We start from the raw sequence: 17,554 nt of genomic DNA, 5'->3' as shown, positions 1-17,554 counted from the left end.
CCCCCCCGCCCCCCCCCCCCCCCCCCCCCCCCCCCCGCCTGGACAGGCGGCGGCCTCGGGGCGGGCGGGGATGGCGGCGCTCATGGGCGCCTCCGGCCGCGGGGCGCGGCGATCGATGGCGTGGACATGCTTGTCTCCAGGTTGTCGCCGGCCATGGCGCGGCCGGGCGGCGCCGGCGCGTCGTGGCCGCCGGCTTGTTATCCGGGCATGATCCGGCAGTCCGACAAATTAATAAATAGAATCTGGAAAATTAAACAGATCACCAGAATGAATATTGGTGGAGACAAGCGCATGGACCTGAAAGACCTGGACCTGAACCTGCTGGTCGTCTTCAACGAGCTGCAGAAACACGGCCGGGTGGCGGCCGTGGCGCAAAGCCTGGGCATCTCGCAGCCCGGCGTCAGCAACGCGCTGGGCCGGCTGCGCAAGCTGCTGGGCGACGAGCTGTTCCTGCGCACCGCGCGCGGCATGGTGCCCACGCCCTACGCGCAATCGCTGGCCCGGCCCATTGCCGACGCGCTGGGCGCGCTGCACAGCACGCTGAACGCGCGCGCGTCATTCGACCCGCGCGGCAGCGAGCGCGGCTTCGTGATCGGCGTCAACGACGTGGGCGAATCCTATTTCCTGCCCAGGCTGATGCGCACGCTGGAAGGCATGGCGCCGGGCGTCACCATCCGCACGGTGCGCACCACCTCGATGGATGTGAAGGACGAGATGGAGCGCGGCCGGGTGGACCTGGCGATGGGCTTTCTGCCGGCCTTGAAGGCTGGCTTCTTCCAGCGCCGGCTCTTTCGACAGCCCTATGTCTGCATCTTTCGCCACGATCATCCGCTGGCGCGCTCGGGCGTGTCGATCCGCCAGTTCCGCGCCGCCGAGCATGTGGCCATCGTGTCCGAGGGCACCGGCCATGGCGTGGTGGATGAGGTCATCGAGCGCGCCGGCATCCGGCGGCGGTTGCGGCTGACGGTGCCGCATTTCATGGCGGTGGGACCGGTGCTGCAGGCCACCGACATGATCGCCGTCGTGCCCCGGCGCTTCGCCGACTGCGCCTGCAAGCCCTTCGGGCTGGCCACCGCGCCCTGTCCCGTGAAGATCCCGGAGTCGGTCATCAATGTGTTCTGGCACGCGCGCAATCACCGCGATCCGGCCAACCAGTGGCTACGGCAGGTGGTGGTGGACGAGTTCGCGGAGCAGGGCGGCGCGGCCTGATGTCGGGTCCGGCGCGCGGAGCCGGGCCATGTACGACGGCGGATATCCCGGTCGTCTCGACAAAATTATTAATTATCTCGACATTAATGGGGATAAGTCGGGGGATAAGCCGGGGACATACTAATAAGGTGGCGACCTGGATTGGTCCTACGACTAAAGTCTGATGTCGCGGGCTGGCAATGCTGCTATCGTGCGTCCGCCGCGGACTGCGGTTTGCGCGCCTGGCTGATGCGCGGCCGCATTATGAAAAAGAATTCGCGAAGTTAATTTCATCGCAAATTTCAATATATATCGAATTTGTGTCCATATAAATTGAATTAATTTCGGCCTCGGGGTTTTCCATGGAACGCAGGGTAAACACCGGCTGGGATTCGAGTGTTCCTGAAAATACCCGGTGCTATGCTCCGCTCCCGGAATTTGCAGTACTGATACGCCGCTTTCCGTAAGAATCTGATCCGCCACGGGTTGTCATGGTCCATGCGCGGCGCCATATGGTCTTGTCGTTTCCGTCTTGATTCATGTCCGTGCAACCGTCCACCTTCGACTTCGTGCTGCGCCAGCCCGTACTGTTGATCGGTGCGGAGCCGCTTGCGCGGCGCCGGTTGGAAGGCATCCTGCTGCAGTTCGGCTACGAGCCGGAATCGCTATGTTCCGCCGGGTCGATGGCCGAGGCCCGGGCCAGCTTCTCCCGGCAGCCCGCGTCCGTGGCGCTGGTGGATCCTGACCTGCCGGACGGCAACGGCATGGACCTGATCTCCGAGATGTACGCGGCCAATCCCGACATGACGATCGTGGTGGTGTCGGCCTGGCGTTTCGAGGAGGACGTGCTGGCCGCGCTGCGCGCCGGCGCCTCGGGCTATGTGTTCAAGGAGCGCGACGACATCGAGGTCGGCGCCGCCATCCGCAGCGCGCTGAGCGGCGGGGCGCCGCTGGATCCCTTCGTGACGCGCCGCCTGATCCAGGAATTCCGGGGCCCGCCGGTGGAACTGCCCGACGCGGCGGGGCCCCTGAGTCCGCGCGAGAGCCAGATCCTGAGCCTGGTGGCCGCGGGCCTGGGCAACCGCGAGATCGCCGAACAGCTGCATCTGTCGCGCTACACCGTCGAGCGCCATATCAAGCACATCTACCGCAAGCTGCTGGTGTCGTCCCGCACGAAAGCCGTGCACGCCGCACGCGCGCACGGCTGGTTGGATTAAGCACATTCCCTATTCGAATTTAAAGATCAGTCCGAGCAGAAATACCCAATTTCAGGCATAGACGGCTGGCGACAGGATTCGTTCTAATTGTTTCTAAATTTCATGAGGCCCGGTGAGATTCGGGCGGCAGTCTTGCGCGTGGGAATGGCGGAAATCCGGGGGTTTCCAATAATCGCGCGGCGCGCGCCACATTCATGTCGGCGAAAAGACACGTAACAGTTTTACAGGGGGTTTACCAAATGTCCGCAACCGCTTTTTACGAACGCGCCGTGGCGCTGGACCGCGCCGCGCACCAAGACACGAAGATCCAGATCCAGCCGGATCACTATGCCTTCGCCCGCGACACCAACGCGCTGCCCATCGCCGCCAGCGAGTTCGCCGACGCCGGCCGCCACTATCCCATCGTCTTCGTGGGCGACGAGCACAACAATTTCCACGTCGCCGTGCTGCTGGGCCTGGAAGATCGCTCCAATCTCTTCGTGACGCCGGACGGCATGTGGCAGGCGGACACCTATGTGCCGGCCTTCGCGCGCCGCTATCCCTTCGTGCTGGGCACCACGTCCGAGGCCGAACGCCTGGCGGTGTGCATCGACGAGTCCTATCCCGGCATCAACAGCGCCGAGGGCGTGGCGCTGTTCGAGGACGGCAAGGAAACCGGCTACCTGACGCAGATGATGGAATTCCTGCGCGTCTTCCAGGGCGAGATGGAGCTGACCAAGCAGATGGCGCAGCGCCTGAACGAACTGGGCCTGCTGACGGCCAAGACCATCACCATCTCGCAGGCCGACGGCGAGCGCTACCTGAGCGGCTTCTGGGTCGTGGACGACCAGAAGTTCGCCGGCCTGGACGACGTGCGCGTGGTCGAGCTGCAGCGCGCCGGCATCCTGCGTCTGATCGAGCTGCACCGCGCTTCGCTCGGCAACGTGCCGCGCCTGGCGGCGATGCTGGACGACCAGCGCCGCCAGCGCGCCCAGCAGCAGGAGGAAGTCTCGTCCTCCACCGACGCCGCGCCGCGGCAAGCGGCGGCCTGAGCCTGGCGGCTGGCATGACGACCGCGACGCTGACACCGGCGCCCGGCGCCGGCGACGAACAGGTGCACATCCCCCTGCATACCTTGCGGGGGGAGCGCCGCCTCTGGGCGGACCGCCTGTTGTCGCTGTTCAAGGACAAGCAGATCGACGGCGTCGAATGGTCGATGAAGTTCTCGGCCGCCGGCCTGGTCGGCAACCGCTTCCTGCTCGGCGTGCGTCGCGAGCATTGGCGCCAGCTGGATTTCTCGACGCTGTCGCGCCAGCTGGCCATTCCGCAGTCCCTGTGGCTGCGGGTGATGCAGGACATGGAGCAGGCGCGCGCCATGTTCTTCGCCTACGAGCCGGACATCGGCGACGGCGGCACCTATCGCATCTACCTGGAATTCATGCCCGCGCCCGAGGCGTTGCGCCAGCACGGCGTGTTGCCGCTGGGCTGCGGCTACAAGTGGCATCCGGAAGATGAGAGCGTGGCGGCCGTCACGGCCTATCGCATGCGGCATCTCGACAGCCGCGCCGCCTTCGACGGGCATCTGCAAGCTTATCTGGAGCGGCTGGCCCTGCCGGTGCTCCGAGGAACGGCCCGGGACGTCATCGCCCGCGCCGCCGAGGCCGCCGATCCGGCGGGCTTCATGTTCCTGGAAGTGGACGAGGCCGACACCCGGCGCGACTCCTTCACCGTGACTTTCCGTGGCGCGCATCTGCCGCTGCGCGATTTCATTCCCGATCTGTTGCGCCTGGCCGGGAGCCTCGCCTTGCCCGAGAGCGAGGTGCTGGCCCTGCTGGTGCCCGACGAGCCGCGCAGCCTCTACAGCCTGGCGGCCGGCACGGCGCGGGACGGACATGAGTTCCTCACTGTTTACTATGACTGATCTCCATCGATACACCATGCGCCGCCGGCGCTGGATGACGCCGGCAGCCCTGGCCGCCATGCTGGGGCTGACGGCCTGCGCCGCGCGCGCGCCGCAGCAGACCGAAGCCACCCCCGCGCAGATACAGACCGACGCGGGCCTGCTGCGCACCGATCCGGTGGGGCCGCAGGAGCGCGACCACGCGCTGCCCGCGCCCAGCGCCCGCATGGACCAGGTGGCGGCCCTGCCGGCGCCGCGCTTCGACGACAAGACGCAGCTGCCCGCGCCGGCCGCGTACCGGGCCGACGAGATGCCTGCCTACAACGCCGCCGAGCTGCCGGCGCAGGCGGATCCCATGACGCTGGATCAGGTCTACATGATGGCGCTGCAGAACGATCCGCAGCTGCGCGGCGCCTATCAGGAACTGCAGGCGGTGGGCTATGGCGTGATGGCGGCCCGCGCCGGGCTGCTGCCCAGCGTGACGGGCGAGGCCAACCGCTCGCGCGTCAAGCAGAACGTGATCAACAGCCAGAACGCCGTCTACCAGACCGGCCAGGCTAACTGGAACGAGAACGGCTGGGCGCTGACCCTGACCCAGCCCATCCTGGACCTGGGCGCCTTCCACAAGTGGCGCCAGTCGCAGGAAGCCGAGCGCAAGGAAGTGGCCAGCTACGCCTATGCCCAGCAGGACCTGATGCTGCGCACGGCCACCGCCTACCTGAGCATCCTGGCCGCCCAGGACCAGATCGAGCTGACCGAGGCCGAGCGCAACACCACCCAGAAACAGATGGAGCTGGTGCGGGCGCGCTATCGCAGCGGCCAGGAAACCGAGGTGGGCGTGAGCGAGGTGCAGGCCCGCCTGGACCTGCAGGAGGCCAACACGCTGCTGGCCCGTCACGACTACCTGGACAAGCAACAGGGCCTGCAGGAAATCATCGGCTACGGCAACGTCCGACTGCATCGCGTGCGCAAGGACCTGCCCATGGCCGTGCCACAGCCCAACGACGTGCAGGTCTGGCTGCGCACCGCGCTGGAGCAGAACTGGTCGATCCGCGCGGCCTCGGCCGCCGTGGCCGTGGCCGAGAAGGAAGTATCGGTGCAGCGCGCCGGCTACTACCCGAGCATGGCGCTGCGCGCCTCGACCGGCCGCAACGAGACCGGCGGCAGCCTGTTCGGCGGCGGCAGCACCGTCGGCGACACCCGCGTCACGCTGAACCTGAGCGTGCCCATCTTCCAGAGCGGCTACACCTACGGCATGAGCCATGCCGCCGCCAGCCGGCTGGGCGCGGCCTCGTCCGAACTCAGCCTGGCGCGCCGCAAGGTGCAGCGCCAGGTGTTTTCCTCGTTCCAGAACATCGTCATCGGCATGGACCGCATCAAGGCGCTGAACAGCTCGGTGCAGTCGTTCGAGCTGGCGCTCAGGCAAAAGGAAGAAGGCTTCAGGGCCGGCCTGAACGACGTCGTCAGCGTGCTGGACGCGACGCGCAATCTTTACAACGCCAAGCGGCAGCAGGCCGAGGCGGGATACAACTTCGTGCTGGACGGGCTGAAGCTCAAGCAGGCGGCGGGAACCTTGAACGCGGCGGACATCGCGGCGATCAGCCAGCAGATCCTGTAGTCCTGCCTGGCGGCATGAACAGACAGGGCCATCCCGGCGGGATGGCCATTTCCGATATAGGCCGGAACGGATCCGGCGACATTGAACATCGGGTAGCGATATGAGCATCAAGAAACTGGCGCGCAAACTCTGGACCGGCCGTTCCTCCCGCGAGGTGCAGCAATCCCTGTTCCGGCGGCGGCCGCTGTTCGAGGCGCTGGAGCGCCGCTACCTGATGTCGGCCGAACTGGTGCCGCCGCCTCCGCCGCCGGCCGGCGAGCAGGCGCCCGTGACCATGCCGGCCCAGCCCGGGCAGGCCGGCCCGCAGGCCAAGAAGACCAGCGCGCCGGGCGCGCATCCCTATCTGGTCGAGCGCGCCGCCTTCCAGAAGCAGGGCGTGCTGGGCGAACAGATTTCGCTGGATCAGTACGCCAAGGCCAACGCCGCGCGCCAGGGCGACGCCAAGGCCTGGCTGCCGGGCCAGGCGGCCGGCCAGCCCGCGCCCCTGACCGCCATCGAGGGCTACACCACGCAGTCCGAGCGCACGCCGGTGCGCCAGATCATCTTCGTGGATCCGTCCATCGACAACGCCGAGCAGATGGTCCAGGGGCTGTACAGCCTGGTCAGCGGCAAGACCGAAGGACTGGGCGGACTGGCCCGGCCCACGGGCGAGGGCCCGCAGCTGCAGGTGCTGCGCAGCCATGACACCGAGATCATCGTGCTGGACGGCCGCTATGACGGCGTCGACCAGATCACCCGCATCCTGGGGCAGCACAAGGACCTGGCGGCCGTGCAGATCATGAGCCACGGCAGCGCCGGCTCGCTCACGCTCGGTTCGGCGACGCTGGGCCAGGGCCAGCTCGATTCCTACAAGGACCAGTTGCGCGCCTGGGGCGACGCGATGGCCGAACACGGCGACATCCTGCTCTACGGCTGCAACGTGGCCGCCGGCAAGGGCGGCGTGGCCTTCGTGGACAGCCTGTCCGCCATCACGCGCGCCGACGTGGCCGCGGCCACGCATACCGTCGGCAGCGCCGCGCTGGGCGGCGACTGGGTGCTGGACTACCGTCACGGCGCCATCGAGGCCACCACGCTGACCGTGGCGCGCTGGGATGGCGTGATGGCGACGTCCACCGGCGTGCAGACCGGCGGCTCCACGCTGGTCGGCGTGGCGACCAACGACAAGCTGGTGGCCTACGGCAGCGGCAACACCTTCGTGTTCAACAACAGTTCCACCGCCGCGACCACGACCATCGAACTGCGCCAGGGCATGAAGCAGGAGAACGGGGTCTGGGTGCGCAACCAGGACGACGCCAACGACAACAACACGCTGGACTTCTCGGCGATCAAGGGCAACGTCACCGCCATCATCAGCAACAACGACAGCTACCAGATCCGCTACACCACGGTCGACGCCAACAACAACTGGACCGAGCGTACGGTCAACGTGGTGTTCAAGTCGGCCGACGGCAGCCAGAGCCTGAAGATCGGCGACAAGACCTTCAACCTGGTCGGCACCTCGCAGAACGGCAAGACGCTGCTGGACTACAGCGGCTATGCGACCGGCGTGACGGTGGACCTGTCAGGTCCCACGGCCAGCGGCAACGGCGAAGCCGTGCCGCCGCCGCCGCCGACCGGATTCGGCTACGTGCGGGCGATCAGCGCGGTGAAGGGCTCGGCCCAGGGCGGCAACCGCATCACCGTGGTGGGCGACACCACCGTCACCATCAGCAACGCGCAGGACATCATCAAGGGCAGCGGCGGCGGCAACACCTACATCGTCGGCGCCGGCATCAGCGGATTCACCCTGACCCAGCAGGCTGGCCAAAGCGGCAACACACTGGACCTCTCCCAATTCGGCGCCGACATCACCGCCCGCGTGCAGACGCAGGGCGGCGTGAGCGTTTACCTGGGCGCCGGCGTGGCGCGCGACGGCAGCATCAACAGCTTCGCGGGCGCGACCGCGCTCGTCAGCAATCTCGACATCCAGATTTTCGTCGGCGTGGCGGGCAAGACCACGCTGGACTACTCGGCCTACGAAGACAACGTCAGCGTCAACCTGAACTACCAGGACGAGGCCACCGCCCTGTACGACGCCAGCGGCCTGAGCGGCGTGCTGAACATCGCCAACGTGATCGGCGCGGGCGGCAAGTATGGCAACGACATCGTCGGCGGCCTGGGCGACAACATCATCACCGTGGCCAACAGCCGAGGCGTCAACCGCATCAGCGGCGGCGGCGGCAACGACATCATCTACGGCAACGGCAATCTGAACGGCGGCACCACCGAGTACATTGGCGGCGTCGAGAGCGACGCGACGCTGACGGGCGACAGAACCACGGCGGTGCTGACCAACACGCCGCCGGGCGCGACGGCGTCCACCCGGGTCGATCTGCACGGCGTGGCCGCCGTGATCCTGCAGGACTATCGCACCATCGACAGCGCGGCGGCGCCGGGCAGCGTCTATCACGCCGCCACCCTTGTCACGCTGGACGGCTCCGGCTACTCCGGCGACCTGACCCTGATCGGCAGCGCCGGCGCCAACGTGCTGCGCGGCGGCCTGGGCAACAACACGTTCACCGGCTATCAAGGGAACAATGACCTCTGGGCCCAGGCGGGCGCCCTGAGCAACAAGCTGTCCGAGAACGGCAGCTGGAACTTCGTCCTGACCAACACGGGCCTGCAGGCCACCCATGTGGACGACGGCCTGGGCACCAATGGCGGCGCCGGCGCGGTCCTGAGCAATACGCTGCATGGCGTGTTCACCGACGCCATGCTGAACGGCGGCCTGAATGCCACCCTGATCGATGCCTCGGCCTTCTCGGGCAACACCGTGCTGGTGAGCGGCATGATGGCCGGCGGCGTGATCAAGGCCGGCAACGGCGCCAACCGCCAGCACCAGATCATCCTGCTGGGCGGCGTCTACGACATCACCGGCGGCACCGGCCTGAACGCCAGCACCGAGCTGGTGGCCATGGCCGATGGCCTGACGGGCGCGACGGCGGCCGAGCTGAAGGCCGATGCCGACGCCCGCAAGGGCGCGGGCTGGCTGGCCCTGCGCACCAGCAATGCCAGCGCGGGCTGGGACGGCTGGATCCAGCGCGGCGCCACCGACATCACCGGATCGAAGTTCCGCAACATCACGTCCGCCAAGGTGGTGGGCGGGGACTACAGCAACTGGATCGACACCTCTGAATTCAGGGGGCGGGTCAGCATCGACGGCAGCGCCGGCCGGGCGAACACCTTCATCATCGGCAACGCCTACGTCAGCGACGTCATCGGCTCGGCCGGCGACAACACCATCCGCGTCGCCACGGGCGCCAACAGCCTGACCGTCACCAACGGCCGCCTGACCTTCGCCGCGAGCGGCGGGCAGACGCTGGTCTCGACCTTCACCAACGTCAACGATTTCGCCATCACCGTGCAGGATGTTGGCCGCGTCGTCGACACCACCGGTTTCACCGGCGTCACCACCAAGACCTATCTCAGCGACCTGAAGAGCGGCTACCAGGCCAGCAACGGTCCCGCGCTGAGCCTGCTCTTTCCCACCGCCGGCAACGCCCGCGTGGACGTGGGCCTGGAAGGCATACGCACGATCCAGGACCTGATCGACGCGATCAAGGCCAGCGTGATGGTGGACGCCGCCGGCGCGCCGCTGCGCGTGGCCGTGGAAGGCCCCAATGCTGGCAAGCTGCTGGCCGCCTCCGACACCAGCACGCGCTGGGATTATCTGTACGCGCTGGACGCCAGCCTCAACGCCCAGGGACAGCTGGAAATCCGCTATAGCCAGGATGCGCTGAACGCCGGTCTGTCGGGCGCCTACACGCTGCTGCCCGGCATGCAGGCGCAGCTCAACGCCGACGGCACTACGTCCAGTTCCACGGTGGCCGTGTCGCAGGCCGCCTGGCAGCTGGGCCTGATCGCGCAAGGCGCGCTGCAGCGCGGTTCCGACGCCAACGGCGTGCTGCGCGGCGACGCGCTGGCCGTTGGCCACCGCACCGAGTTCACGCTGGCCGGCGGCAATGCCCTGGTGCGCTCGGGCGGCGGCGACAACACCTACATCGTCAACTACGGCATGGGCGCCAGCGATACGGGCGAAGGCAACCGCATCCAGACGCAGGCCGGGACCGGCACCCATCACCTGGTGGTCAACACGAAGCAGAGCGTGGTGCTGGCGTCCGGCGCCGGCGCGACGGACAGTGTCTATTACCTGAACGGCGCCACTCAGCTTGGCAAGGTGCTGTTCACCGCCGGCGCCATGAACGACGCCGCGCTGTATGCCCGCAACGCAACCGGCTCGGTGACGCTGGACGCCACGGCCTGGAACGCGCCCGTCACGCTGGCGAGCCACGGCGGCTTCAACATCCTGAAGGGCAACACCAGCAACGTCAGCTTCGTGGTGCAGCAGCCGGCCGTCACCGGCGGCGCGCAGGTCGTCCTGTCGCTGGCGCAGGCCGGCGGCAGCAACAACACGGTGCAGATCTTCAAGTACGCCGCAGAGGCGACCGGCTCGGCTCCGGCCGTCTCGACCTCGCTGTCCGAGCTGCTGCAGGCCAACGGCGCGCTGGTCGGCGTCAAGATGGACGCCAACACCGACAACGTCGGCTACGTGCTGGACCTGGGCGACAAGGGCGTGGTCGACATCGACCCCGGCAAGGCCGCCGCCGGCCGCAACGTGACCGTCAAGGGCGGGACCTACACGGTCGAGCATGACATCACCGTCGACAACCAGCACACGCTGCGCCTGGAAGGCCAGCAGATCACGCTGGGCAAGGACACGGGCGCCAACATCCTGCTGACGGCCGGCGCCATCCAGGTGGTGGCGCAGAGCTATCGCCCGTGGCGCAGCACGGTCGCGCAGATCTACACGGTCGAGGCCGCCATCACGGTCAAGAACGCCACGCTCTGGGCGACCAACGCCAACGGCGGCGGCATCAGCCTGGACGCCAAGCTGGACAGCGCCCTGTACAAGCAGCCCGACAACGGTCCGGCGTCGAGCGGCATCTGGGGCAAGATCACCGGCGGCGCGAGCAAGGCGCTGGAGGCGGTGAAGGCCTTCACCGACACGGCCGGCGCCATGGCCGCCTGGGCCGGCATCAAGTACAGCACCTCCATCAATGTCGGCAGCAATGCCAGGCTGGTGTCCAACAGCGACATCTCGGTCAAGGCCAGCAACACCGTCAAGGTGGAGCTGAGCCCGCTGGTGGCCAAGATCGCCGGCATCGCCGTCGGCGTGCTGGAGAGCTATTCCCGCGTGACCATCGATGGCAGGCTGGTGGCGGCCAAGAGCATCACCGTGCGGGCCGACAGCGACCAGTCGCTGACCATCTCGCTGACGCCGGGCCAGATCGGCGCCGTGCCGGCCGTGATCGGCGTGGGCGTGAGCGTGGTGCTGAGCGACGCCTCCGTGCATATCGGCAGCGGCGCCAGGCTGGAGACGGGGCTGCGCGCCACCGTCGATCCCTACACCTACGTCGCGAGCGGCGTGGGCGGCGACGTGACCGTCGCGGCCCAGACCAAGCACAAGGTCGGCATCAGCATCTCTGTCTCGGGCAGCATGGCCGAGAGCGACGACACCAAGGTCGTGCCGCCGGCGTCGGGCAGCACGTCGACCGGCCCCGCCCAGGAGTCGGGCAAGTACGACGCCAAGTACGCCAAGGTTGGCGCGGCGGTGGGCTTCGCCTACAGCCAGGTCAACACCGAAGTCTTCATGGACGGCGTCATCGTCGCGCGCGACGCGGGCAAGGTGCTGGTGCAGGCGCTGACGCTGGACGGCGGCAGCGCGATCTCGGTCAAGACCATCCTGGGCGGCCGCGCCGCCACGGGCGGCGACTATGCCAGCAAGGTGCAGTATGAAGCCAAGTCGGCCGTCATCGGCAAGGTCGCCACGCCCATTTCCGGCGCGGTGACCAAGGGCCTGGGCACCGGCACGCAGTACGTGAAGTCATTCTTCGGCGCGCTGGTCGAGGACAGCAACAGCCGGACCTTCAAGGAGAAGCTGCGCGACGTCAAGGCCAAGAAGGACGCGCAGAAGATCATCGACTACGACAAGGACATCCAGAAGGAGATCGACAAGCCGTCGACCGAGTTCCAGGTCGGCGCCGCGCTGGGCATGGCGATCAACAACTTCAGCACCACGGTGCGTATCGGCGACGGCCAGAACGCCGCGCAGATCACGACCGCGGGCGGCGCCGTGCAGGTCGAGGCGCGCAGCAACTACAACACCAAATTCACGGTGATGAGCGGCGTCGACGACAAGGTTGTCGCCGACAAGCAATCGTTCCTGAAAAAGAAGAACGACGTCACCACCGACCAGGTCAAGCGCAATGTCGGACCGGACGGTTCCGACCTGGGCGCGGCGGCGGCGGTGGTGGTCAGCATCGACGACATCAAGACCACGGCGAGCGTGGCCGCCAACGCCAGCATTTCCACCAAGGGCGGCGCCGTCTCCGTGTCGGCGCAGAGCCTGAACCAGATCGACCCGAACAAGCTCTGGCTGGTCAATCTGTACGCGCCGTTCGACGGCATCGAGGCCAAGTGGAAGGCGGCCGACGGCACCTCGGCCAAGATGGGCGTGGCGACCGGCGCGGCCAAGGCCTTCCTGAACAATCTCCAGGCCACGCTGAGCAGCACGGGCGGCATCTCGTCCAGCTTCAGCAGCTGGGTCAGCGCGACCGCCAAGAGCAAGAAGCTGGCGCTGTCGGGGGCTTTTTCCATCGACGTGCAATCGACCCAGACCCGCACGACCGTGGCGGGCCTCATCGACACGCGCGGCGGCACGGGAGGCGCGGCCGGCAATGTCGACATCAAGGCGCTGAATTCGACCCAGCGCATGAACCTGGTGGGCAACATCATCCTGCCGTCGATGTCGATCGGCGGCGAGAAATCGCTGAAGCAGGCGCCCGACCGCGAAAAGACGCAGGGCCGGCTGGCCTACGGCAAGGATCTGGCCAAGGGTTTTCTCACGCCCAAGGTGGACGGCTTCGACTACGGCAGCCAATCCAAGGACGGCTCGGCCATCGGCGTGTCGGTCTATGTCAACGTGGCGACTCACGACACCCAGGCCGTCGTCGCCGACACGGCCAGGATCTACTCGAAGGACTTGAACGTCGAGGCCGGCAACGAGCTGGTGTCGGTGACGCTGGGCGCGTCGGGCGGGCAGGCCAAGACGGTGGCCGTGAACGGCGTGGTGCTGGTCAACGTGACCAGCGCCACCACCGTCGCCCAGGTGGCGCGCGGCGCCACCGTGGCGGCCACGGGCACGGCGTCGATCCAGGCGCGCGACGCGACCTGGGTCGGCACGGTGGCCGGCGCCGCCGCCGGCTCCCAGACCGTGGGCGTGGGCATGAGCGTGGCCATCAATGACGTCAACCGCGATACCCAGGCCCTGATCGGCCAGCGGCGCGACGACGCCACGCCGGTGACGGGAGCCGCCGGTTCGTTCTCGGCGGGCAAGCTGCTCATCGGCAGCGAGAACAAGGGCTTTGTCGGCAATCTGGCCGTCTCCGGCTCGCGGGTATCCAGCCCGGTGGCGGGCGCGGGCGACGGGACCGGCGCGGGCGGCACGGGCGGCACGGGCGGCACGGCCGGCGGCGGCACCGATGTGCTGGGCACCAAGGCGCCGGCCAGCCAGGGCGGCGCGACGCCGGGCAAGGACAGCGCGGCGCCGGATCCCGACGAGCTGCTGTCGCTGTCGGACATCCTGAAGGAACTGAGCAACTCGACCTCGACGCTGACGCAGGACAGCGGCTCGGGCTCGGGTTCGGGCGGCGGCGGCAGCCAGCAGCAGTCCAAGGCGGGCGTGGCGATATCCGGCGCGGTCGCCGTGAACATGGTCAACGACTTCGCCCAGGCCTACATCAACGCGGCCGGTCTGACGATCACCATCGGCGGCGACGCCACCATCAGCGCGACCAACGGCACCCATGCGCTGGCGCTGTCCGGCGCGGTGGCGCTGGCGCAGTCCGACAATGCCAAGACCAATGTCGGCATCGCCGGCGCCTACAGCATGAACGGGCTGGGCGGCGAGGCGCGCGCCGAGGTGGCCCTGGTGGGCAGCCTGCTGGTGGCCGGTGACCTGGCCCTGTCGGCCCGCCGTACGGGCGTGGCGGTGACGCTGGCGGCCGGCATGGCCGGCGCCAAGGGCCAGAAGGGCGTGGCCCTGGCCGGCTCGGCCGCGGTGACGACGGCCAACTACGGCAATATCGCCCTGCTGGGCAACGCCACCAAGATCAGCGCGCGCGGCGTGAAGGTCGAGGCGCGCGACGGCAGCGTGCTGGCTACGGTGGCCGGATCCGGCGCGGTGACGGACGGCAAGGCCGGCGTGGGCGCGGCGGTCGCGGTGAACATCAGCAGCACCCGGGTCGAGGCCGGCATCCGCCAGGCCATCGAACTGCTCTATACCGGCAAGCTCGACGTGTCGGCCGAATCCAGCCAGGTGGCGGTGGGCTTCGCCGGCGCGCTGGGCGTGGCGCGCGACGGCGCCGGCGTGGGCGGCTCGGTGACGGTCAACGTGATCGCCAACCGCATCGAGAGCTATATCCTGAACAGCCAGGTCCGCTATGACGGCACGGACAGCAGCGGCCACGACATCAACGTCAGCGCGCTGGACAAGACCACGCTGATCGCCATCACCGGCGCCGCCGGCGTGGGCAAGAAGGCCGGCGTGGGCATCGCCATCAGCTACAACGAGATCGGCAACGCGGTGCTGGCCGGCATCCAGGGCTCGGTCGTGAACAACAAGGGCGGCTCGGTCAGCGTGACCGCCGAGGACAACTCGGCCCTGGGCGGCGGTGCCGTGGGCGTCGGCGTGGGCATGGGCGAGGCCATGTTCGCGGGCGCGGGCTCGATCCAGGTCAACCGCGTGCATTCGGCGGTGGCGGCCTATGTGCTGCCGCGCTACGTCAACAACGCGGCCGTGGCCGGCAGCAGCGCCATCACGGCCAACGCGCTGACGGTAAAGGCCATCGAGAACAATACGCTGGTGGCCGTGACCGGCGGCGTGGCGGTGACGCTGGGCGGATCCGTGGCCGTGGGGGCCTCGGTGAGCGTCAACGAATTCAGCTCGCGCACCAGCGCGCTGATCGAGAACAGCGCGATCGATGTGCAGGGCAAGCTGGACCTGTCGGCGCATTCCTCGCCGCTGATGGTGTCGGTGGGCGCGGCGGGCGCGCTGTCCAAGAAGTTCGCGCTGGCCGGCGCGGTCAACGTCAACATGATGCGGGGCGCCACCGAGGCGCGCATCTCGAACAGCACCGTCAAGGCGGGCCAGGCGGCCGGCTTCTCGGGGCAGGCCGTGCGCGTCAATGCCTCGGATGCGTCGGCGCTGTACGCCATCACGGTGGCGGGCGCGGTGGCGACCGAGGGCGCGGCCGTGGGCCTGGCCGTGGCCGTCAACATCATGGGCGGCAATACCGCCTTTGACCGCAACCTGCTGAGCTTCGACAGCAAGCAGCTGGCCGATTCGGGCGCGCAGGTGCAGATCGCCGAGGTGGCCGGCAACGGCTCGCCGGCGACCAATCCCAAGGTGACCGCCGCCATCGTGGCCAGCGACGTGCGCGTCACTCGCGGCGACATCAACGTGTACGCCGGCCTGGTGGATCCGCTGGCGGCGGGCGGCAACGCCCAGTTGAACGGCGGCAGCGTGCTGGCGGTGAACGACGGCGCCATCACGGTGAATCAGGGCGGCAGCTCGCTGACCTTCACCGGCGCGGCCGCCGAGATCATCAACGGCAAGGACACGACCGGCAACGCCGGCATGAGCGCGCCGCAAGGCAGTTCCGGCAAGGAGTTCTCGGGCTGGCAGACCGGCGACGGCATCTACCTGAGCGCCGGCGCCGGCAACATCACGCTGGCCGATGGCAGCAGCCTGCGCGGCGACCGTATCTACTACATCATCCGGCGCGCGGCGCCGGACGGCAAGGCCATCATCCAGCTGGCCGACACCCAGGAGGACGCGCTGCGCGGCAAGGCGCTGGCGTTCGGCGCGGTGAGCAACATCGCCGGCATCCGCTTCGCCCACGTGCGCATGCAAGAGGCCACGCGCGTCAACCTGCAGCCGTACCACGGCGCGGACGCGACGGTGGGCGTGGACAGCGCCAACAACCGGCTGGTGGTCAACGCCCCGTTCGATGGCGTGCAGGAAGGCTCGGCCATCGTCTACAGCGGTTCGCTGGCCAATGGCCAGATCGAGAACGTGCTGGCCAACCGCATCCTGCGCCAGGGCCAGGACGTGCTCAAGGTCGGCGTGACCTACTACGTGGTCAATCTGGACCGGTCCGTCAACGGCCAGGTGTCGTTCCAGCTGCGCGACGGCCAGGGCAATCTGGTGAACTTCAGCGGCGCCACGACGGGCGGCGCGATGCAGCGCTTCAGCGTGGACAATCCCGCCGGCGCCTTGCTCAACGCCAATGGCAGCCTGACGCTGCCCAAGGCGCATGGCCTGGCGACGGGCGACAAGGTGGTGGTCAACCTGGGCGCCCAGGGCGTGCTGACCGGGCTGACCGACAACCACGTCTACGTGGTCGAGGTGATCGACAGCAACACGCTGCGCTTCAAGCAGGTCGACGGCAGCGCCGTGACGCTGGCCCAGCTGGGCTATGTGTCCGAATTCAACGCCGCCACGGGACGCTACCAGTACTACCTGGCCGATGCCGCGGGCAACAAGCTGCTCGACGGCCAGGGCAAGCCCAGCGCCGTCAATCCGGATGCAATGATCGGCATCACGCGGGTCAAGCTCGACCAGCAGACCTCGCAGTCCACCACCACGACCAAGCCCGATGGCACCCAGCAGACCGTCATCAGCCAGGGCCCGGCCCAGGACGCGACGCTGAGCGCCGCCTCGGGCAATGCGCGCAATCCGGCCGAGAACAGCCTGGGCCTGGCCACCGACGGCGGACTGGCCACCGGCGACCTGGTGGTCTACCAAAGCCAGGGCACGGCCATTGCCGGCCTGGTGGACGGCCAGCGCTACTACGTCATCAATGTGTCCGAGAACGGCAGCTACCGCTATCAGCTGGCCACCTCGCTGCAGAACGCCAAGGACGGCATCGCCATCCAGCTGGGCGCGACCAGCGGCTCGGGCGGCGTCACGCTGCGCAAGGTGGTCGACAAGCTCGACAGCGGCGGCGGCATGATTTCGCTGGACATCGGCGCGCTGACGCAGGGCCATGGCCTGACCAACAGCATGCTCAGCATCACCGTGGCCGGCGCGGGCGGCAAGTCCCTGGGCGGCGCGGGCGCCATCGGCGTGAACCTGTCGCGCACCGAAGTGCAGGCGGTCATCGACAACAGCGGCGCGGCCGCCGGCACGCAGCTGCGCGCCGATGCCGGACGCGTCTCGGTCTCGGCCCAGGACAGCAGCCGCATCGTCACGGCCACGGGCGCGCTGGGCATCTCCACCACGCAGGGCGCCTCGGCGGCTATCGGCGCCTCGGTCGGCGTGGCCGACATGCAGAACGGCGTGCGCGCCCTCATCCGCGGCGCGCAGGTGACGGCGCAGGCCGTGCAGGTGAGCGCGGAGGAACGCGCCAGCATCTACAACGTCTCCGTCGGCCTGGCCGGCGGCGCCGGCGTGGCCGTGAGCGGCTCGCTGGCGGTCAACACCATCCAGAACACGGTATACGCGGGCGTCACGGACGGATCGACGATCACGGCCACCACGGGCGACATCCG

The 17,554-nt window shown here is 68.2% G+C and carries 6 protein-coding genes (1 of these 6 running past the window's edge); all 6 read left to right on the top strand.

The genetic code is table 11. The features are described from left to right. The first annotated feature begins 291 nt into the window (after positions 1 to 291). The gene (locus ACEU5R_RS10405) at positions 292 to 1,209 is read left to right on the top strand and encodes a LysR family transcriptional regulator (RefSeq protein WP_392410084.1); all 918 of its coding nucleotides are present in this window, start codon (positions 292 to 294) and stop codon (positions 1,207 to 1,209) included. Positions 1,210 to 1,727: 518 nt separating this feature from the next. Further along, positions 1,728 to 2,405, top strand: coding sequence for a LuxR C-terminal-related transcriptional regulator (locus ACEU5R_RS10400; protein WP_392410083.1), 678 nt, complete (start codon positions 1,728 to 1,730; stop codon positions 2,403 to 2,405). Positions 2,406 to 2,644: 239 nt separating this feature from the next. Beyond that, positions 2,645 to 3,436, top strand: coding sequence for a SapC family protein (locus ACEU5R_RS10395; protein ID WP_103272611.1), 792 nt, complete (start codon positions 2,645 to 2,647; stop codon positions 3,434 to 3,436). A gap of 14 nt (positions 3,437 to 3,450) precedes the next feature. Further along, positions 3,451 to 4,305, top strand: coding sequence for a hypothetical protein (locus tag ACEU5R_RS10390; protein ID WP_392410082.1), 855 nt, complete (start codon positions 3,451 to 3,453; stop codon positions 4,303 to 4,305). 16 nt (positions 4,306 to 4,321) lie between these two features. Next, positions 4,322 to 5,902 carry a TolC family outer membrane protein gene (locus tag ACEU5R_RS10385; protein WP_392410081.1) on the top strand — a complete coding sequence of 527 codons (1,581 nt, stop codon included), beginning with the start codon at positions 4,322 to 4,324 and terminating at the stop codon, positions 5,900 to 5,902. Between the two features lie 100 nt (positions 5,903 to 6,002). After that, positions 6,003 to 17,554 carry the start of a DUF4347 domain-containing protein gene (locus ACEU5R_RS10380; RefSeq protein ID WP_392410080.1) on the top strand. 20,467 nt of this gene lie beyond the right edge of the window, so only the first 11,552 of its 32,019 coding nucleotides appear in the window; its start codon is at positions 6,003 to 6,005; its stop codon lies beyond the right edge, outside the window.

Source organism: Achromobacter sp. 413638, from assembly GCF_043119405.1.
Lineage (GTDB): Bacteria > Pseudomonadota > Gammaproteobacteria > Burkholderiales > Burkholderiaceae_B > Achromobacter.
Note: the sequence above shows the minus strand (reverse complement) of the source record. Positions and strands in the feature narration are given on the sequence as shown.